Source organism: Pararhizobium mangrovi (assembly GCF_006516965.1).
GTDB lineage: Bacteria > Pseudomonadota > Alphaproteobacteria > Rhizobiales > Rhizobiaceae > Pararhizobium_B > Pararhizobium_B mangrovi.
On sequence record NZ_VHLH01000015.1, the window covers coordinates 1 to 19,016 of the forward strand.

A 19,016-nucleotide genomic window follows, 5' to 3' on the forward strand; every position below is an offset into this window, starting at 1 on the left:
TCATCCGGTCCCTCCCTGGACTCTGAAGTCTCACAACCTCAGCATCCCCGGTCCGGACCGGATGGACAACCTAATGAAAGCTCACATCTAGTCGCCCTCGTGGCGCCACATCGTTTCGAGGCGCGCCGCATCGCGCTTGGCCGGCTCGCGGAACAGGCGGTGCGCGCGTCGAAGGACGATCGCGCGCAGTTCCGCCTGGTGGTCGCCGACCAGCCGGTGCAGAAGCTCGCGCTCACCGCTTCCGCCGATCGTCTCCGGCTCTTCGGCCATCAGTTCGGTCAGGACCGTCAGATTGTGCTCGTCGCCGGCATCGTCGGCGAGCGCCTTGGCCTCGCGGCGGCGCAGGTGCATGGCCGCCGGCCATGCGTCCTCGAGAAGGCGCACATGCATCCAGTGATACTTGGCCCGTTTCCGAAGGTCGTGGAAATCGTCGCCCGAGCCGCGGGTCTCGGCCGCATCGAGGGCCGAACGGGCCCGCATCACCGTCCGTTTGAAACCGCGCGAGACGATCCGCGCGGGGTGCCGTCCCCGTGCGCCGAAGGTGAAGTCGTCGAGCGAATCGATGGCTGCCCGGCAGGCCTTGAGCGCGCGGTCCATGCGGTCCCGGCGTTCGCGCGCACCGGTTGCGAGCGCGTCGCGCCGGCGTGCGAGATTTTCCCGCACGCTCGCCAGTTCTCCCGGCGCGTTCTCGAGGGAAAGATGCGCCCGCAGATCGTCGACGCTTTCCACCAGCGCGGCGGCGTCGCGTATTCGCGAAAGGTCGCGCGCCGCCTCGCGCAGCCGCGCGTTCTCACGGCCATAGGCTTTCGGGGCGGCCTTGCGCACGAGGCGGTAGAGCCCGCGCACCTTCTTGATGCGCTTGCGCGCGGTGTGGATCGCCTCGTTCTCGTCTTCCGTCTGGCTGGCGAGCGCTTCGACCGCATATTCGAGCTGTCGGCGCGCGATACGCCGGACTTCGCCGTCGAGCGCGGCACTCGGATCGATGCGATAGGCCATCGGCACCCCTTTTCGGCAAAACCCGTCGGCGCCCGCGGACCGGGCGAACGTCGTCAGCGGCGGATGAATTCCAGATAGGCCGGGCGTCGCCCCTCGCGAAAGGCTTTCGCCTCGTAGCGGGTTCCAGGCCATCCCGCGAAAGGCTCGTTCCAGGCATCGGGATGGCGCGCCGGCCAATCGAAGGCTGCGTGAGCCCGCACCATGGCGAGCGTCCAGTTGACGTAGCTGTCGATGTCGGAGGCGAAACGGAACCGCCCGCCGGGCACGAGCAGACGGGCGAAACGGTCGAGATTGTCGGGTGAAACGAAGCGCCGCTTCCAGTGCTTCCGCTTCGGCCAGGGATCGGGGTAGAGAAGGTCGATGCGTTCGAGGCACGCATCGGGCAGCCAGTCGAGGATATGCACCGCGTCGTCGTCGTAGAGGCGTACGCGCTTCTCGTCGGCTGGTTCGATGCCGCCGAGGAACTTCGTCATCGAATTGACGAAGGGCTCGACGCCGATAAAGCCCGTTCGCGGCGCCTCGTTGATGCGATGCAGCAGATGCTCGCCGCCGCCGAACCCGATTTCGAGGACCGTGCCGTCGACCGGCATGTCGAAAAGTCCGGCGACGCCGTCTTCCGGCAGCGGCGAACCGGGGTCGAGGCGAAGCTGCGGGAGTTGGCTCGCCAGCCGCTCGGCCTGCGCGTCGCGCAGCGCCTTGCCGCGGCGGCGCCCGAAGAAGGCGCGCGATCTGGTCTCGGACTGACTCATGGCGGTCGCGCTTCTAGAGCTTTTTGGGTTCATACGGAAGCGCTCCGACGCGCAATAAAGCGGTTTTCGAAGTAAAGCGGAGCGGCCGGGCGGTGGCCGGCCCCTTCGCCTCGTCCTCCGTTCGCCCGGCGTATGCACGAAGACGTATGCACGAAAAGGAACGGGCCGCGACCCTGTGCGGATCGCGGCCCGGTCGGTATCCGTCGATAAAGGCAAGCCGCCTATGCGGCTTCCTTCTTCTTCACTTCCTGCTTGAGAGCCTTGACCAGATCGATCTTCTCCCAGGCGAAGGAGCCGTCGCGTCCGGCCTTGCGGCCGAAATGGCCATAGGCCGCCGTCTTGGCGTAGATCGGCCGGTTGAGGTCGAGATGCCGTCGGATGCCGGAGGGCGAAAGGTCCATCGTCGCGCGGATGGCGTGCTCGACCTCCTCCTCGGAAACCTTGCCGGTGCCGTGCAGGTCGACATAGATCGACAGCGGCTGCGCGACGCCGATCGCGTAGGAGAGCTGGATCGTGCAGCGCTCGGCGAGATCGGCGGCGACCACGTTCTTGGCGAGGTAGCGCGCGGCATAGGCGGCCGAACGGTCGACCTTGGTGGTGTCCTTGCCGGAAAAGGCGCCGCCGCCGTGGGGCGCCGAACCGCCATAGGTGTCGACGATGATCTTGCGGCCGGTGAGCCCGGCGTCGCCGTCCGGGCCGCCGATGACGAACTTGCCGGTCGGGTTGACGTACCAAGTGCAGCCCTCGGCGATCGGGATGTCGGAAAGCGCCTCGCGGATATAGGGCTCGACGACCTGACGCACCTTTTCCGGGTTCCAGCTCTCGTCGACATGCTGCGTGGAGAGCACGATCTGCGTGACCTCCGAAGGCTTGCCGTCGACGTAATGCACCGTCACCTGGCTCTTGGCGTCCGGCCCGAGCTTGGCGATCTCGCCCTCGCCCTTCTTGCGCGCGCTGGCGAGCAGTTCGAGGATCTTGTGCGAATAGTAGATCGGCGCCGGCATGTATTCCGGCGTCTCCCTGCAGGCGTAGCCGAACATGATGCCCTGATCGCCGGCGCCCTCGTCCTCGGCGTTCGCCTGCTTGTTCTTGGAGTCGACGCCCTGCGCGATGTCGGCGGACTGGGAGTGGAGCAGCACGTCGATCTTCGCCGTCTTCCAGTGGAAGCCGTCCTGCTCGTAGCCGATGTCGCGGATGGCGCGACGGGCGAGCGAACGGAAGCGGGTGGGGTTGATGACCTTCTCGCCCTGCTTGTTCGTCTTCATCAGCGTCTCGGGAAGGCGCACCTCGCCGGCGATCAGCACGCGGTTCGTCGTCGCCAGGACCTCGCAGGCGACGCGCACGGACCACGGATCGACTCCGGTCTTGCGCGCTTCCTTGTAGACGAGATCCACGACCTCGTCGGAGATACGATCGCAAACCTTGTCCGGGTGTCCCTCGGAAACGGACTCACTCGTGAAATAGTAGTGATGACGTGCCATCGACGACCCTCTCTGAGATGGAAAGTTCGCAGGCGGTCATACTGAAACCCACCCGCGAAGACAACCGTACAACGACATAAATATATCTTGATATGACGCCTTGCGCGATACCCGCCGGTTTCCGGACATAAAAAAAGCGGCTCGGAGGCCGCTCTTTGCTTGCTCGTCCCGATGGACGGTGATCACTCCGGCTGCGGCTCGCGCGCCAGCGTCTTGACGAGCTCGACGATGCGCCGGCGCACGGCGGCATCCTTGATGTTCACGAAGGCGCGGTTGAGCTGCAGGCCCTCGGCGGAAGAAAGGAAATCGACGACGTAGGTGGAACCCGAAGCCTCCGCGAGGCCGGGTCGGCTCTCGCCTGAATCGCCGGGCGCGTTCTCGAAGAAGAAGGCGACGGGCACATCGAGGATGCCGGAAATGTTCTGAAGGCGACTGGCCCCGACCCGGTTCGTCCCCTTCTCGTATTTCTGGATTTGCTGAAACGTGATGCCGAGCTGGTCGCCGAGCTTTTCCTGGCTCATTCCGAGCATGGTGCGTCGGAGGCGTATGCGGCTACCTACGTGAATGTCGATCGGGTTGGGCTTTTTCTTGTTATCGCTCATCAATGACATCCTTGGGGCGCAAGGGCCCGGCTGGCGGCGCAGCAGGCCGGAAGCGAGAGGAATGCCGCGCCAGCGTAGGCATTTACCCGAACCGGATTGAAACCTCCGTATGGAGAACAGGTAGACTATGCAATTTTAGGGGTTTCAATGTCAATCGCGTAGCGTGCGCATGTCTTTACGTAGAAATATGGCGGTAATGAGAAGTATCGCTAGCACGAAATAGAAGATCAGGCGCCGTCCGGGAAAGGACATCGGTCCGGGTTCGGGAGCCGGAAGGGTCGCATCCAGAATACCGGTCGCATCGAGCCGCATGCCGGCGACGACACGACCGTAGCCGTCGGTGACGACGGAGATGCCGTTGTTGCCGGCGCGCACCAATGGCAGTCCGGTTTCGACGGCGCGCAGCCGCGCCTGGCGCAGATGCTGCGGAGGGCCGGTCGTATCGCCGTACCAGGCGTCGTTCGTCACGTTGAGCAGGAAATCGGGCGCGGGACCCGTCGCACGGATGGGACCGGGAAAGATGATCTCGTAGCAAACGAGCGGCAGCGCCACGAGCGTGTCGGAAAGCCTGAGTGTCGTGCGGTGTTTTCCGGCGGTAAAGCCGCCCGGCATCGCCACGGGCGACACGCCGAGGCGTTCCAGCGTGTGCTCGAACGGCATGTATTCCCCGAAGGGCACCAGATGCACCTTGTCGGCATGGGCGACGAGCTTGCCCGTGTCGTCGATCACGTCGATCGTGTTGGCATAGCGCGGCTGGCCGTAGGCGTCCGGCCCCGCCTCGCGCACGGCGCCGGTGATCAGCGTCTGGCCGTCCTTCAGCATGTCGCCGATCCGATCGAGCGCGCCGGGCGCACGCGAGAGCAGGAAGGGAAGCGCCGTTTCCGGCCAGACGATGTAGTCGGGGCGCGGCCGGCCCTTTTCGGGCGGTAGTGCCGAAAGCCTGAGATAGGTCTCGAAGATGCGCCGGCTCTCGTCGTTCGTCATGCGCGCGGCCTGGTTCACCGAGGGCTGGACGATCCGAAAGACCGGACGGGACCGTGGTCCGCTTCGCTCGACCGCGGGTGCATCGGCGAGCACCCACGCGCCGTAGCCGATATGGGCGACGACGAGGATGCCTGCGAGCGCCAGGGCCGGCACGGCGCCACGTCGCGTCGCGATCGAGGCCGGTACCGCATAGACGAAGACGGCGAGCGCATTCAACGTAAGCAGTCCGACGAGATGCGCCGACTGCATCATCGTCGGCACGGGCATCGCGGCATAGCCGATCGCGTTCCAGGGGAAACCGGTAAGCACGAAGGTGCGCAGCCATTCGGCAAGGCCGAAGGCGAAGGCGAGGGCCGCAACCCGTCCCAGCCCGTCGGACCAGAAGCACCGGGCGAGAAGCGTCGCGAAGGCGTAGAAGAAGGCGAGCAGCGCCGGCAGGCCGAGCACGGCGATCGGCAGCGCCCAGGCGAACTGGTCGGCCTCCACCAGAAGGGCCGATCCGACCCACCACAGCCCGGCGAGGAAATAACCGAAGCCGAACCACCAGCCGATCCAGAAGGACGGCACTAGGCGGCCGATCGGCCCCGCGCCGTCCCGCCCGCTCGCCCCGTCGATCAGCCAGACGAGCACGGCGAAGGAGACGAAGGGGGCGGCCGGAAAGTCGAAGGGGGCGAGCGCGAAGACCGCAAAGGCGCCGGCGAGCATGGCGGCGAGGATGCGGCCGAAGCCGGAAAGCAGCATGATCCGCCCGGCCAGTCCCTCCATCGTCGCCCCTTTTATCCCCGACGCCCGATCGCGGACGCGCCTTCGCCTGCCGGCAGTAGCCGACGAATCACTCGCCGCATCCTTTCAAAAAAGAAACGCCGTGTCGGCTGTCATCGCACGAAATCCGGCCGGTCGAGCATCGCGGGCAAGCGAAAGCCGGCTTCTCACGCCTTGTCGGAATTGGGCTCGCCGCCTTCTCTTCTGGACGCCGGCCGACGGCGTGCGAGCAGGCGGCCGCGGACGATGCGCACGCGCTTGACGCGGCGCGGGTCTGCGTCGAGCACGTGGAACTCGAAGCCGGGAATGGCCTGGACCACCTCGCCGCGCGCAGGCACCCGGCCGAGCTCGGAAAAGAGGAGACCGCCGAGCGTATCGACTTCGGCGTAGGGTTCGCTGATGTCGAAATCGTCACCGACGATCTCCGCGAGTTCGGCGAGGTCGACCCGCGCATCGGCGAGGAAGACGTCGTCGGAGGTTCGGGTGATGTAGGTCGGTTCCTGGTCGTGCTCGTCCTCGATGTCGCCGACCACCATCTCGACGATGTCCTCGAGCGAGACGAGACCGTCCGTTCCGCCATATTCGTCGATGACGAGCGCCATCTGCGTGCGATTGGCCTGCATGCGCTCCATGAGGTCGGCAGCCAGCATGGAAGGCGGCACGAAAAGCACGTCGCGCACGATCCCCGCCTCGTGGATCGAGGCGTCGAAAGGCACGCGGGAAAAATCGAAGGGCCCCGTCTTGCGCCGCCCGCCATTGCCGTTGGTACGCGCGCCTGCCGGATGGACGTGCTCTTCCTTCGCGCTCGCCCCGTCGCCTGCCGCTTCGGCCCCGCCGGCATCGGCGGCCGCGCCGGAGCGCGCCTGCCGCGTGACGAAGGAGAGCGTGTCGCGGATGTGGACCATGCCGCGCGGATCGTCGAGGTTCTCGCGATAGACCGGCATGCGCGAGCGACCGGTCTCCTCGAAAAACACCATCAGGTCGCCGATCGACGTCGTCTCGTCGGCAGCATCGACGTCGGCGCGCGGCACCATGACGTCTTCGACGCGCACCTCCCGCAGGCGCAGGATGTTGTGCAGCATCGCGCGCTCTTCGGGCGAGAAGGCGGCGTTCAGGTTCTCGTCGGTGCGCAGCGCGTCGGCCAGATCCTCGCGCAGGCTGCCATGGGCGTTCGGTCTCAGCCCCTTGAGAAGCCGGCCGATGAAGGACGGATGGGCGCGCTCCTTGAGCCGCTCCTGCGCTTCGGCGCGACTTTCGTCCTCGCCGTCGGTTTCGCTGCTTTCGCGAGGCGGTGCGGAATCCGGTCGTTCCGGTGACGTCGATTGGTCGGTCATCATCCTTCAGGCAGTCATGCGGGGTCGCTGTCGCGATAGGGGTCAGGTAGGTCGAGTGCCGCGAGAATGCGAGTCTCCAGCGCTTCCATTTCTTCCGCTTCCCTCTCGTCGACGTGGTCGTAACCGAGAAGATGCAGGAAACCATGGACGAGAAGATGGCTGATATGCGCCTTCAACGGGCGGGCCATCTCCTCGGCCTCGCGCTCGATCGTCTCGCGCGCCAGAACCAGGTCGCCCAGCATCGGACCCGGCATCGTTCCGGGCGCGATCTCGAAGGCGGGAAAGGAAAGCACGTTCGTCGCCGTATCCTTGCCGCGCCACTCGGCATTCAGCGATCGCACGCGCGCATCGTCGGCAAAGAGGATCGAAAGCTCCGGTGCCGGATTGGGAAAGGGCTGGCGCTCGCAGGTCGCGAGATGCCGCGCGGTGACGGCGACGACGTGTCCGGCGAACGCCTCGAGTTCGTTCTCGTCGGCCCACCCGTCCGCTTCGCGCGCGATGTCGATCGCGATATCGGCCGCCCGGCCCGGCTCGCTCGCCGGTGGCGTCTCAGGACGGTTCGGTGTCGCCACGGTCTCCGTCCGGCGTCTCGCCGGCTTCGTAGGCGGCGACGATGCGCGCGACGAGCGGATGGCGCACGACGTCGCCCTCGCGGAACCGGCAGGTCGTCACGCCTTCCACGCCGTGCAGCACCTTGAGCGCCTCGATCAGGCCGGAACGCATGCCGCGCGGCAGGTCGACCTGGCTCGGGTCGCCGGTTACCACCATGCTGGCGTTCTCGCCGAGCCGCGTCAGGAACATCTTCATCTGGATCGAGGTCGTGTTCTGCGCCTCGTCGAGGATCACCACCGCATTGGAAAGCGTGCGCCCGCGCATGAAGGCGAGCGGGGCGATCTCGATGACGCCGGCCGTCAGCGCGCGCTCGACCTTGTCGCCCGGGATCATGTCGTAGAGCGCGTCGTAGAGCGGGCGCAGATAGGGGTCGATCTTCTCCTTCATGTCGCCGGGCAGGAAGCCGAGCCGTTCGCCGGCTTCGACCGCCGGGCGCGAAAGGACGATGCGCTCCACCTCGCCGCGTTCCAGCCGCTGTGCGGCGTGGGCGACCGCGAGATAGGTCTTGCCGGTGCCGGCCGGGCCGACGCCGAAGACGAGCGAGGAACGGTCCATCGCGCGGATATAGGCGTCCTGCATCTGCGAACGTGCGGCGATCGTCTTCTTGCGGGTGGCGATCTGGGCCAGCGAAAGCTTGCTTCTGCGTTCGAGCGTCGGCAGCGTCAACTGGTCGTCGGCCGCCTGGACGACCCGGATCGCGCCTTCGACGTCCGAGGGCTCGATACTGGCGCCCGCCTGGAGCCGTTCGTAGAGATAGTCGAGGGCGCGCCGCGCCTGCGAGGTCGCGCCCTCGCCGCCGCGGATCGACACCGTGTTGCCGCGCGCGCGCGCATCGACGCCGAACTTCTGCTCGATCAGGGCAAGGTGCTGGTCGAACTGTCCGAAAAGTTCGCTGGCGAGCCGGTTGTCCTCGAATGTCAGCACGATGCTGGTGGTTCCGGAAGCGCCCGAGGGCGCCTTGTTCGACCCCGTATCCCGATCGTGTGCGTTCAAGCGTTCCGGCTCCTCTTCCAGATCCTGCGTCACAACGCTTCTGCGAAAAGACTGTTCGACACGGCCCGTACGATTTCGACCGGGATCGTGTCACCGATCCGTGAAGACCTCGCTTCGACGACGACCGGCTGCAGCCAGGGCGATCGGCCGACGATCTGGCCTTCGTGCCGGCCCGGCTTTTCGAGCAGGAGATCGATCCGCTTGCCGACGCAGCCTTCGGCGAACCGGCGCTGATGTTCGGCAAGCTTCGTCTGAAGGCGCTGGAGGCGTTCGCTCTTCACCGCCTCGGGCACCTGATCGGCGAGTTCCGCGCCGGGCGTGCCGGGCCGCGTCGAATACTTGAACGAGAAGGCCGAAGCGTAGCCGACGGCGTCGACCATTCCGAGCGTTGCTTCGAAATCCGCCTCGCTCTCGCCGGGAAAGCCGACGATGAAATCGCCCGACATGGCGATATCGGGTCGCGCGGTACGGATGCGCTCGATCAGATCCAGATATTCCCGTGCCGTATGATGCCGGTTCATCGCCTTCAGGATACGGTCGGATCCCGACTGCACCGGCAGATGCAGATAGGGCATGAGTTCGGGCAGATCACGATGCGCGGCGATCAGGCTGTCGTCCATGTCGCGCGGATGCGAGGTCGTGTAGCGGATGCGCTCGAGGCCGTCGATATTGGCCAGCCGATGGCAGAGTTCGCCGAGGCCCCATTCGCGCCCGTCCGCGCCCTTTCCGTGCCAGGCGTTGACGTTCTGGCCGAGAAGCGTGATCTCGCGCACGCCGCGTTCGACGAGGCGCTCGGCTTCGGCGACGATCTGGCCGACAGGCCGCGAGACCTCCGAGCCGCGCGTATAGGGCACCACGCAGAAGGTGCAGAACTTGTCGCAACCCTCCTGAACGGTGAGGAACGCGGACACGCCGCGTTTGGGCGCATCCTTGGCGGGTGCCGGAAGATGGGCGAACTTGTCCTCGACGGCGTACTCCGTCTCCACCACGCGCTCGCCGGCGGAAACGCGCTTCAGCGCCTGCGGCAGCCGGTGATAGGTCTGCGGACCGATGACGAAGTCGACGGCCGGTGCGCGGCGCACGATTTCCTCGCCTTCGGCCTGTGCGACGCAGCCCGCCACGCCGATCGCCATCGTCCGGCCTTCGGCGGCGCGCTCGGCCTTCATGTCGCGCAGCCGGCCGAGTTCGGAATAGACCTTTTCCGCGGCCCGCTCGCGGATGTGGCAGGTGTTGATGAGCACCAGATCCGCATCGTCCGGCCGATCCGTCGGCGTATAGCCCTCACGCGCCAGCGAATCCGTCATCCGCTCGGAATCGTAGACGTTCATCTGGCAGCCATAGGTCTTCACGAAGACCTTGCGCGGCGCCATTTCGGCATCGGCGGTTTGCGTTTCGGCGTGGGGACGCGTGAGGAGGTCGAAAGTCATGGCCCGTCTTTTAACGTCAATCGCGACGCGAGGAAATGCCCATTCAAGCCGGATTCGTGCCCGTATGGCCGCGTTTTCGACCTACCGACCGCGAAGCCGCGCCGCCATCATCCGGCGCACGGCGGTTTCGGCCTCCCGTGCCACCGTCTTGCGGCGGCTTTCCTCGGTGAAGCGCACGGGGGCGCCGAACGAGACGTCGACGTCGATCGCCCCTTCTCTCAGGACGCCGAGGAGCGAGGGGATCATCTCGACATCGCCCGGCCAGGCGGCGAGCGTGCGGTGATAGCGCCCCATCGCCATGCCATGGACGCGCGTATAGGCGATCGCGACGGGCTGGACGAGGACGACGCCTTCTTCGGCAAACGGCAGGGTGGCCGACGCGGCACCGAAGAGCGAGGACTTGAAGTCGAGGACGGCGTTGCCGTCCGAGGTCGTGCCCTCGGCGAAGAGGACGACGATCTCTCCCGCCTTCAGCCGCTGCGCGACGTCGCTGATCTGCCGGCCGGTCCCGCGCTTGTCCGACCGCTCGATGAAGACGGAGCGCTGGAGGCGGGCGAAGAGGCCGAAGATCGGCCAGTTGCGCACTTCCGACTTGGCGATGTAGGCGACGTCCGCCACGGAACCGAGCACCGTGATGTCGAGCCAGGAAACATGGTTCGAGGCAAGCAGCAGCGGGCGCCCCTTTGCCGGCAGCCCGTGGAGATGCACGCGCACGCCGATCGCCCGGCGCGCCACACGGTGCCACCAGCGCGGCAGGCGCCGGCGCACCGGCAGTTCGAAGCGGATGGCGACGAGCTGGATCGGCAACAGCACGAGCGTCGTCGTCGCGAGCACGAGGACGACGAGGCCGATCCGTATCCAGATCAGCGCGTTTGCAAGCCTGTTCGCCATTCAGGGCGCGCCTCTCACTGGTTCGAAGCGCCCTAGAGTCGGTCGCAGCGCATGACGAGTGCCGCCGAACGGCGACCCGAGCCGTGATCGTAATAGGCGGCCCTTTCGCCGACCTGCCGGAACGCGAGCGTCCGGTAAAGCGCGATCGCCGAAGCGTTCGACGCGTCGACCTCGAGAAACATCGTCTCGCTGCCGCGATTGCGCGCCTCGCCCATCGCTGCACGCATCAGCCGCCAGCCGAGACCGAGGCGGGGATATCGCTCGTGCACGGCGATCGTCAGGATCTCCGATTCTCCCGCCATCGCGCGTGCCAGCACGAAACCGACCAGCGGGCGCATGCCGTCCGAACGGCGCGCGACGAAGCCGAAAACCGGTTTCTGGACGAGGAGCGAATGGATCTCGTCCTCGTCCCAGGACCGGCGAAAGCGCGCGAAATGGATCGCTGCCGCCTCGCTTTCGTCCTGCCCGGACATCGGGAAGATCTCGAACTCGATCTGGCGAGCGGAAAAGAAGCGCGTGATCATGTCGCGGCCCCCGCGCGGGCAAGGGCGAACCCCGTCTGCGGCTTGGCGTCGGCCCCGCGCAGATAAAGCGGCGCGGGCCGTTCGAAGGGCGGTGTCATCGCCGCGGCGAGCCGGGCGATCGTCGCGATCGACGGACCTTCGGGCATGGGGATAAGCGCTAAAGCCTCGGCACCGGCTTCGGCGACGAGCCCTGCGGCCGGACCGGTCAGGGTCGCGTTCGCCTCGAGCGCGAGACGGGCGGCGTTGCCCGGCGCGCGCGCGGCCGGTCGGCTCGCCCAGGTATCGCCGGCGCCGAAGAGCTGGCAATAGACCTCGCCGCGACGCGCATCGAGGACGGCCATCAGCGGCGCGTTCTTCGCATGGTCCGCGGCGATCGCCTCGAGGCAACTCACGCCGACACCCTCGCAGCCAAGCGCGAGCGCCAGGCCGCGTGCCGTCGCGACCCCGACGCGGATGCCGGTGAACGAACCCGGGCCGATCGTCACGGCGACCCGGCCGATCGAATCCAGCGAAACCCCGGCTTCGGCGAGCGCGGCATCGATGACGGGCATCAGCCGCTCGGCATGGCCGCGGCCGATCTCCTCGCGGCGGAGCCCTTCGAGGGTACCGCCGGTACCATCGAAGACGCAGGCCTGACAGGCGCCGGATGCGGTATCGAGGGCGAGCGTAAGCATGCGTCAGGCGCATAAACGCCGGTTGCGCCGGAGTCCAGCGCGGCCGGGCGATTACCGCGCCCTATGGTTCACACCGGCTGGACTTCGCGGACTTCCGGCACGAAGTGATGCAAGAGGTTCTGGATGCCGTGCTGGAGCGTGGCGGTCGAGGACGGGCAACCCGAACACGCACCCTTCATGTTGAGATAGACCCGGCCGTCGCGATAGCCCTTGAAGGTGATGTCGCCGCCGTCCTGCGCGACGGCGGGGCGCACGCGGGTCTCGAGCAGTTCCTTGATCGTCGCGACGACGGTCTCGTCCGTCTCGTCGTAGAACTCCCCCTCGGCTTCCGTCGCATCGTCATGGGCATCGTCCGCCATGATCGGCGCACCGGACATGAAATGCTCCATGATGGTGCCGAGAATGGCCGGCTTCAGGTGCTGCCACTCCGGGCCGTCCTTGCTGACGGTGATGAAGTCGTAGCCGTAGAACACGCCGGTGACGCCCGGTACCTCGAAGAGGCGGGTGGCGAGGGGCGAGACGGCCGCTTCGTCGGCGTCGCGGAAATCGGCCGTTCCGCGCTCGAAGACGACCTGGCCGGGCAGGAATTTCAGCGTCGCCGGGTTCGGCGTCGTCTCGGTCTGAATGAACATCGATCGCTCCGTGCGGCCGTGACGGCGAATGCCGCCGGCCCTGCAAATTGGAATTCTTCGACCACGAACGTAAGCCTGCGGGCGAGCGCAATCAAGGCGCGCCGGCAGCAGCCGTCAGCACAGCGCGTCGATCTCGGCGTCTTCGAGGCCGGCCGGAATGACGGTGACGGGCACCGCGAACCCCATGCCGCGCCCGGCGATCGAGGAGACGAGCGGACCCGGTCCCTCCTTGGCGTTTCCCGCGGCGAGCGCCAGAATGGCGATGTCGCGATCCTCGTCGATGAGCGCGTGGATCTGCTCGGCCGTGTTGCCCACCCGCACGACGGTCTCAGGGTCGACGCCGATCGATTCGCGCACGGCCTGCGCCTCCTTGGCGAGCGTCGCCTCGGCCTCTTCCATCGCCTCGGCCTGCATGATCTCCTCGACGCCGAGCCAATGCTGGAACTCGCCTTCGGGGATGACGTAGAGGAAGACGAGGCCGCCGTTCGAATTCTTCGCGCGCATCGCCGCATAGCGGATCGCGCGGCCGTTTTCGGGCGTCCCGTCGATGATGACGAGGAACTTGCGGCGGTGCCCCTCCTGGCGGGACTGGCGCTGTGAAACCATCGAAAAGACCTGCCATTTGCGTTGAACGACGGTGAAGACGGATAATCCGGCTTGCGAGAGGCACGTCAAGATATGGAATTCTCGCGCCTCAGATGAAGCCGACGATGTCCTTCACGTCGCGCATCGTCTTCTCCGCGAGTTCGCCCGCTCGCTCGGCACCGTCCTTCAGCACCGCGTCGATCTCGGCCGGATCGGCGAGAAGGCGGCGCATTTCCGCATTGATCGGCGAGAGCCGGTCGACGGCAAGCTCGGCGAGAGCCGGCTTGAACTCCGAGAACGGCCGGCCGCCATAATCGCGAAGCACGCCCTGGCGCGTGGTGTCCGAAAGCGCTGCGTAGATACCGACGAGATTGTTGGCTTCCGCCCGCTCGGCGAGCCCGTCTACATCGGAAGGCAGCGGCTCGGGATCGGTCTTGGCCTTGCGGATCTTCCGGGCGATCGTCTCGGCATCGTCCGTCATGTTGATGCGCGCATTGTCGGAAGCGTCCGACTTCGACATTTTCTTCGTCCCGTCGCGCAGGCTCATGACGCGCGTCGCCTCGCCCTCGATCAGCGGCTCGGTCATCGGAAAATAGCCGGTGGTCCGCTCCTCGCCCATCGTCATCGCCACGCCGCAGCCGGCCTTTTCGATGCGCTCGGCGAAATCCACGTTGAACTTGGCGGCGATGTTGCGGGCAAGCTCGAGATGCTGCTTCTGGTCCTCGCCGACCGGCACGTGCGTCGCGCGGTAGAGCAGGATGTCGGCGGCCATCAGCGAAGGATAGGCGAGCAGACCCAGCGAGGCGTTCTCGCGGTCCTTGCCGGCCTTATCCTTGAACTGCGTCATGCGGTTCATCCAGCCGATGCGCGCCACGCAATTGAACACCCAGGCAAGCTCGGCATGCGCGGCGACGGCCGACTGGTTGAAGACGATCTGTTCCTTCGGGTCGATGCCGCAGGCGAGGAACGCCGCGGTGATCGACCGCGTCTGCCCCTTCAGGTCGTCATGGACGAGCTGTGCCGTCAGCGCGTGGAGGTCGACCACGCAATAGAGGCAATCATGGCTTTCCTGCAGCTCCACGAAGCGCTTGAGCGCGCCCAGATAATTGCCGAGATGCAGATGACCGGTCGGCTGGATGCCGGAAAAGACGCGTTCTTGAATGTCGGACATGGTTTTCCCCGCGCGGACTGGTGGAGGGTCCGCTTCCTCGTAACAGGCTGCGGCGATATAAAGCGCGATCGGCGCGGTGGGAACCGGCTTTCGCAAAATTCGCGCGGCTTCGACATCGACAGGCCGGACGGGCGAACTAGTCGACGCCCGCCTCCCGGACCCGCCCCCGGCCGAGATTGCGCCGGATCATGCCGGCATCCGCGCCGCCGATCGAAAAGGCGAGCCCGAAATAGACGGCCATGGCGAGTGCAACGAGGCCGAGCAGGGCCGGGATCTGGACGACGACGGTGGTCGAGGGTCTCAGCCACTGGTCCGCATAGCCGGTAGCGAGATAGAGCACGCCCATCATGACGAAGGTGGCGACGAGCAGGCGGGGAATGCGCCGCATGAACGGCCGGTCGCCGGCCCAGTGGCCGCGGCGCACGAGCGTCGTCGCGAGCAGCGCGGCGTTCGTCCAGCCGGCCGCCGTTTCGGCCGTCGCGATGCCGGATTCGGCAATGCGCGGGAAGAGGGTAAGCGCGAGCGTGACGTTCACGGCGACCGATATGCCGGCGAAGATCATCGGCGTGCGCGTATCCTCGCGCGCGAAGAAACCCGGCGTGAAGACCTTGATCATGACGAAGGCCGGCAGGCCGAGCCCGAAGATCGCCAGCGCGGAGGCGACGGCGCGCGTCGTCTGCGGCTCGAAGGCGCCGCGCTCGTAGAGCACGCGCACGATCTCCGGCGCCATGACGAGCAGCGCGCCGGCGGCCGGTAGCGTCAGAAAGAGCGCGAATTCCAGCGAGCGGTTCTGGATGGTGCCCGCCTCGCGCATGTAGCCGCCCTTCAGCGCGCGCGAAAGCTCCGGCAGAAGCACCACCCCGACGGCGATGCCGACGACGCCGAGCGGAAGCTGGTAGACCCGGTCGGCATATTGCAGGACGGCGATCGCGCCGGGTTTGGCCGAGGCGATCATCTGGCCGATGACGAGGTTGATCTGCGTGATGCCGCCGGTGATCGCCGCCGGCAGGGCGAGCCACAGCAGGCGCTTGACGCGCGGCGTCATGCGTGGCCGGCGAAACCCGATATGGATGCCGGCGCGCCGAGCGGCGAAGGTGACGATCGAAAGCTGCACGAGCCCGGCGACGAGCACGCCCCAGGCCATCATGCGTGCCGTGGCCGGCGAGGCGATGTCCGCGCCGACCGAAAAGCCGAGCACCGCGATGAGGATGAGGTTGAGGAAGACCGGCGCGATCGCCGCGGCGAAGTAGCGCTGCAGGGAATTCAGGATGCCGGCCATCATCGAGGCGAGCGACATGCAGCCGAGATAGGGAAACATGACGATGGCGAGCCGCACCGTCAGCGAGATCTTCTGCGGATCGTCGAAGCCCGGCGCGATGATGGTGCGCACGAGGATCGGCATCGCCAGTTCCATGACGATGGTGATGGCGATCAGCACCGTGAAGAGAAAACCGAAGACTTCTTCGGCGAAGTCGCGCGCGCCCTCCTCGCCGCCGTTTTCGATCTCGCGGGAGAAGAGCGGCACGAAGGCAGCGTTGAAGGCGCCCTCGGCGAAGAGCCGGCGGAAAAGGTTGGGAAAGCGGAACGCGGCGTAGAAGGCGTCGGCCATCGGGCCTGCGCCGAGGGCTGCCGCCATCAGCGTCTCGCGGACGAAGCCGAGCGCGCGGCTTCCGAGCGTCGCCGAGCCGACGGTGGCGAACTTTCGCACGAGGCTCATCGGATTTCCCTCACGCCCCGCCGGTCTTCTGACGGTTTCTCGTATTGCCGCCGCGCGCGTTCGCCTGCGTCGGCGCGATGATGCCCGAAGGCATCTTCTCGCGCGCCGCGTCGCTCTTGCCGGCCATGACCGTCTTCAACTGGGCGGCGATGGTCGCCTGGCGGTTCTCGTTGGTGATCTTGTGGCCGACGAGATCGGTCACGTAGAAGGTGTCGACCACCTTCTCGCCGAACGTCGTGATGTGCGCCGAGGCGATGTCGAGCGAAAGATCCGAGAGCACCGCGGTGATCTCCGACAGAAGGCCGGGGCGATCGAGGCAGGTGATCTCGATGACGGTCAGCTTGTTCGAAAGGGCGTTCGAGAGCGTCACCGAGGGCGTCACGGTGAAGGGCCGCTCGCGCTTGCGGATGCGCGTCTTGCTGGCGATCACGTCGGGCAGGCGCTTGCGGCCGGAAAGCACGTCCTCGATCATCCGCCCGACCTGGCCGGCGCGCCTCAGCTCGTCCTCGTCCTCGTCGAATTCGCGATTGATGAGGATGGTATCGAGGGCGCGGCCGTCGGAGGTCGTAAAGATCTGCGCGTCGGCGATGTTGGCGCCGGTGGCAGCGCACGCTCCGGCGATGATCGACAGGAGCCGCGGATGGTCGGGCGCCAGCACCGTGATCTCGGTGATGGCGTGGAAGGCGTGCGTTTCCACCATCGTCGCGAGTTTCTTCCCTTCGCGGTCGCTCTCCCGGATGAAGGCGGCGTGGCGCAACTGGTCCTCGTGCTGAACGGCAAGCAGGTAGGGCTCGTAGTGCAGGTCGAGATAGGCCGCGCGTTCGGCCTCGTCCCAGTCGGAAAGCGCCTCCGCGAGCGCTTCCAGCGTGCGTTCGGCGCGCTGGCGGCGCGAGACGGCGGAAAATCCGCCCGAAAGGACCACTTCCGTCTCGAAATAGAGCGTGCGCAGGAGCTGGCCCTTCCACCCGTTCCACACGCCCGGCCCGACCGCGCGGATATCGCAGCACGTCAGCACCAGCAGCATCTTCAGCCGGTCGAGCGACTGGATGCGCGCGGCGAAGTCGTCGATCGTCTTGCGGTCGTTGAGGTCGCGCGTCTGGGCGACCATGGACATCGTCAGATGCTCCTCGATCAGCCAGGCGACGAGGTCCGTCTGGCTCGCCGAAAGGCCCAAACGGGGGCAAAGCTTGCGCGCGACCTTCGCGCCGGCGACGGAATGGTCCTCCGGCCGCCCCTTGGCGACGTCGTGGAGCAGGACCGCGACATAGAGCGCGTCGCGTTCGGCGATGTCCGGCAGGAGGCGGGCGATGAGCGGATGGACGTCGTCCTCCTCGCCCTTTTCGACGCGCGAGAGCACCTCGACGGAACGCAGCAAATGCTCGTCGACCGTATAGTGATGATACATGCTGAACTGCATCATCGCGACGATCCGGCCGAACTCGGGAATGAACCGGCCGAGCACGCCGGCCTCGTTCATGCGCCGGAGCATGAGAGCGGGCTGGCGTGGCGAGGTGAGGATCGCCATGAAGAGACGGTTCGCCTCGGCGCCCGCGCGCACGTCCCCATCGATCAGCTTGAGTGCGCGCGTGGCGAGCTTCAGCGCGTCGGGGTGAAACTCCAGGTCGTGGATATCGGCGATGTGGAAGAGGCGGATCAGGTTGACGGGATCGCGCTCGAAGACGGTCTCGTCAGCGACGGTGATGCGGCCGCGATCGTTCAGGAAGTCCAGCGTTCCGGGTATCTTGCGCACGCGCCGGGTGAACCGGCCGATCACCGCCGAGATGCTTCCCGGCGCCTCCTTCGCCTGCTGGTCCTCGAGCGCGGCGCACAGGATGCGCGTCAGGTCGCCGACGTCCTTCGCGACGAGGAAATAGTGCTTCATGAAGCGTTCGACGCCGGAAAGACCCGGATGCTCGCGATAGCCGAGGCTCTCGGCGATCTCGCGCTGGATATCGAAGGAAAGCCGCTCCTCCGCCTTGCCGGAGAGGAAGTGCATCTGGCAGCGCACCGCCCACAGAAAGTCCTCCGCCTTGACGAGAAGATTGTATTCGCGCCCCGAAAGGACGCCGAGGCCGACGAGGTCGTGGGCGGCCCTGACGCGGTAGAAATACTTGGCGATCCAGAAGAGCGTGTTGAGGTCGCGCAGGCCCCCCTTGCCCTCCTTCACGTTCGGCTCGACGAGGTATCGCGTATCGCCGTCCTTTTGATGACGGGCGTCGCGCTCGGCGAGCTTGGCCGCGATGAACTCGCGCGCGCTGCCGTCGACCACCTCGGCTTCGTAGCGTTCGGACAGTTCCGTGAAAAGGCTCGTCTCGCCGCAGATCAGGCGTGCTTCGAGCACGGCGGTGCGGATGGAAATGTCGGCCCGTGCCTGCCGGATGCATTCATCGACGCTGCGCGTGGCGTGGCCGACCTTCTGGCCCATGTCCCACAGCATGTAGAGCACCCATTCGCAGACCTTCTCGGTCCACGGCGTCGTCTTGTAGGGCAGCAGGAAGAGAAGATCGACGTCCGAGCCGGGCGCGAGCGTGCCCCGGCCGTAGCCGCCGACGGCGGCGACCGCGATGCGTTCGGAATTCGAGGGCGCGCCAACGGGAAAGACGTGCCGGCACGCGAAGCGGAAGATCGCCGTGATCAGTTCGTCCTCGAGATCGCCGATGCGCCGCACGCAGCCCCAGCCGCTTCCGTCCGTATCGAGGATCTCGCGGGCATGCCTGCGACCCTCGGCATCGGCATGCTTCAAGAGTGCCAGCACTTCCAAACGGACGGCGGCGATGTCGCCATCGGCCTTCGCGGCGAGCGCGTCGAGACGCGCTTCGAGGCCCTGCGGGTCGACGACACGGGTCTCGCTCGTTTCGGGGGGTACGGTGCGCGCGGTCATG

At 66.5% G+C, this 19,016-nt stretch carries 16 protein-coding genes and 1 pseudogene; all 17 read right to left on the reverse strand.

The window, feature by feature from the left end:
* Positions 1–87 precede the first annotated feature (87 nt).
* The 17 genes and pseudogenes from FJU11_RS09200 to FJU11_RS09280 all read right to left on the reverse strand — a co-directional run bounded on the left by FJU11_RS09200 (position 88) and on the right by FJU11_RS09280 (position 19,015).
* Complete coding sequence (locus tag FJU11_RS09200) at positions 88–996, reverse strand: CHAD domain-containing protein (RefSeq protein WP_181408117.1); 909 nt, start codon at positions 994–996, stop codon at positions 88–90.
* 53 nt (positions 997–1,049) lie between these two features.
* On the reverse strand, positions 1,050–1,745 hold the full coding sequence (gene trmB / locus FJU11_RS09205) for a tRNA (guanine(46)-N(7))-methyltransferase TrmB (RefSeq protein ID WP_141166757.1): 696 nt from the start codon (positions 1,743–1,745) through the stop codon (positions 1,050–1,052).
* A 221-nt stretch (positions 1,746–1,966) separates the two neighbouring features.
* The gene (gene metK, locus FJU11_RS09210; protein ID WP_141166758.1) at positions 1,967–3,226 is read right to left on the reverse strand and encodes a methionine adenosyltransferase; all 1,260 of its coding nucleotides are present in this window, start codon (positions 3,224–3,226) and stop codon (positions 1,967–1,969) included.
* Between the two features lie 182 nt (positions 3,227–3,408).
* Positions 3,409–3,828, reverse strand: coding sequence for a helix-turn-helix domain-containing protein (locus FJU11_RS09215; RefSeq protein WP_141166759.1), 420 nt, complete (start codon positions 3,826–3,828; stop codon positions 3,409–3,411).
* Between the two features lie 150 nt (positions 3,829–3,978).
* Complete coding sequence (lnt, locus tag FJU11_RS09220) at positions 3,979–5,577, reverse strand: apolipoprotein N-acyltransferase (RefSeq protein WP_141166760.1); 1,599 nt, start codon at positions 5,575–5,577, stop codon at positions 3,979–3,981.
* 164 nt (positions 5,578–5,741) lie between these two features.
* Positions 5,742–6,908, reverse strand: coding sequence for a hemolysin family protein (locus tag FJU11_RS09225; RefSeq protein WP_141166761.1), 1,167 nt, complete (start codon positions 6,906–6,908; stop codon positions 5,742–5,744).
* A gap of 14 nt (positions 6,909–6,922) precedes the next feature.
* Positions 6,923–7,420: an rRNA maturation RNase YbeY gene (ybeY, locus tag FJU11_RS09230; protein WP_141166838.1), complete on the reverse strand. Its 498-nt coding sequence runs from the start codon at positions 7,418–7,420 to the stop codon at positions 6,923–6,925.
* A gap of 37 nt (positions 7,421–7,457) precedes the next feature.
* Entirely contained in the window at positions 7,458–8,447 is a 990-nt protein-coding gene (locus tag FJU11_RS09235; protein WP_407946697.1) for a PhoH family protein, read from the reverse strand.
* Between the two features lie 95 nt (positions 8,448–8,542).
* Positions 8,543–9,883 (reverse strand): tRNA (N6-isopentenyl adenosine(37)-C2)-methylthiotransferase MiaB, encoded by a 1,341-nt coding sequence (gene miaB / locus FJU11_RS09240; RefSeq protein ID WP_141166839.1) that lies wholly within the window; start codon positions 9,881–9,883, stop codon positions 8,543–8,545.
* Between the two features lie 138 nt (positions 9,884–10,021).
* Complete coding sequence (olsA, locus tag FJU11_RS09245; RefSeq protein WP_141166763.1) at positions 10,022–10,831, reverse strand: lyso-ornithine lipid O-acyltransferase; 810 nt, start codon at positions 10,829–10,831, stop codon at positions 10,022–10,024.
* A 32-nt stretch (positions 10,832–10,863) separates the two neighbouring features.
* Positions 10,864–11,355, reverse strand: coding sequence for a GNAT family N-acetyltransferase (locus FJU11_RS09250; protein ID WP_141166764.1), 492 nt, complete (start codon positions 11,353–11,355; stop codon positions 10,864–10,866).
* Positions 11,352–12,029, reverse strand: a complete 678-nt coding sequence (gene tsaB / locus FJU11_RS09255) for a tRNA (adenosine(37)-N6)-threonylcarbamoyltransferase complex dimerization subunit type 1 TsaB (protein WP_141166765.1) — start codon at positions 12,027–12,029, stop codon at positions 11,352–11,354. Before tsaB ends, FJU11_RS09250 begins: the two co-directional genes overlap by 4 nt.
* 68 nt (positions 12,030–12,097) lie before the next feature.
* On the reverse strand, positions 12,098–12,661 hold the full coding sequence (locus tag FJU11_RS09260) for a NifU family protein (protein WP_141166766.1): 564 nt from the start codon (positions 12,659–12,661) through the stop codon (positions 12,098–12,100).
* A gap of 114 nt (positions 12,662–12,775) precedes the next feature.
* Entirely contained in the window at positions 12,776–13,267 is a 492-nt protein-coding gene (locus FJU11_RS09265) for a universal stress protein (RefSeq protein ID WP_141166767.1), read from the reverse strand.
* Between the two features lie 88 nt (positions 13,268–13,355).
* A complete protein-coding gene (gene trpS / locus FJU11_RS09270) occupies positions 13,356–14,417 on the reverse strand; it encodes a tryptophan--tRNA ligase (protein WP_141166768.1) in 1,062 nt (353 codons plus the stop codon).
* Positions 14,418–14,553: 136 nt separating this feature from the next.
* A pseudogene (gene murJ, locus FJU11_RS09275) lies at positions 14,554–16,143 on the reverse strand (murein biosynthesis integral membrane protein MurJ); the annotation flags it as partial.
* Position 16,144: 1 nt separating this feature from the next.
* Positions 16,145–19,015: a [protein-PII] uridylyltransferase gene (locus FJU11_RS09280; RefSeq protein WP_141166770.1), complete on the reverse strand. Its 2,871-nt coding sequence runs from the start codon at positions 19,013–19,015 to the stop codon at positions 16,145–16,147.
* Between the last annotated feature and the right edge of the window lies 1 nt (position 19,016).

Coding starts and splice junctions, on each gene's coding strand:
- FJU11_RS09260 (WP_141166766.1), bottom strand. CDS start 12,661: ATGTTCATTCAGACCGAGACGACGCCGAACCCGGCGACGCTGAAATTC.
- FJU11_RS09200 (WP_181408117.1), bottom strand. CDS start 996: ATGGCCTATCGCATCGATCCGAGTGCCGCGCTCGACGGCGAAGTCCGG.
- lnt (WP_141166760.1), bottom strand. CDS start 5,577: ATGGAGGGACTGGCCGGGCGGATCATGCTGCTTTCCGGCTTCGGCCGC.
- FJU11_RS09215 (WP_141166759.1), bottom strand. CDS start 3,828: ATGAGCGATAACAAGAAAAAGCCCAACCCGATCGACATTCACGTAGGT.
- miaB (WP_141166839.1), bottom strand. CDS start 9,883: ATGGCGCCGCGCAAGGTCTTCGTGAAGACCTATGGCTGCCAGATGAAC.
- tsaB (WP_141166765.1), bottom strand. CDS start 12,029: ATGCTTACGCTCGCCCTCGATACCGCATCCGGCGCCTGTCAGGCCTGC.
- trmB (WP_141166757.1), bottom strand. CDS start 1,745: ATGAGTCAGTCCGAGACCAGATCGCGCGCCTTCTTCGGGCGCCGCCGC.
- trpS (WP_141166768.1), bottom strand. CDS start 14,417: ATGTCCGACATTCAAGAACGCGTCTTTTCCGGCATCCAGCCGACCGGT.
- olsA (WP_141166763.1), bottom strand. CDS start 10,831: ATGGCGAACAGGCTTGCAAACGCGCTGATCTGGATACGGATCGGCCTC.
- metK (WP_141166758.1), bottom strand. CDS start 3,226: ATGGCACGTCATCACTACTATTTCACGAGTGAGTCCGTTTCCGAGGGA.
- FJU11_RS09225 (WP_141166761.1), bottom strand. CDS start 6,908: ATGACCGACCAATCGACGTCACCGGAACGACCGGATTCCGCACCGCCT.
- FJU11_RS09250 (WP_141166764.1), bottom strand. CDS start 11,355: ATGATCACGCGCTTCTTTTCCGCTCGCCAGATCGAGTTCGAGATCTTC.
- FJU11_RS09280 (WP_141166770.1), bottom strand. CDS start 19,015: ATGACCGCGCGCACCGTACCCCCCGAAACGAGCGAGACCCGTGTCGTC.
- FJU11_RS09265 (WP_141166767.1), bottom strand. CDS start 13,267: ATGGTTTCACAGCGCCAGTCCCGCCAGGAGGGGCACCGCCGCAAGTTC.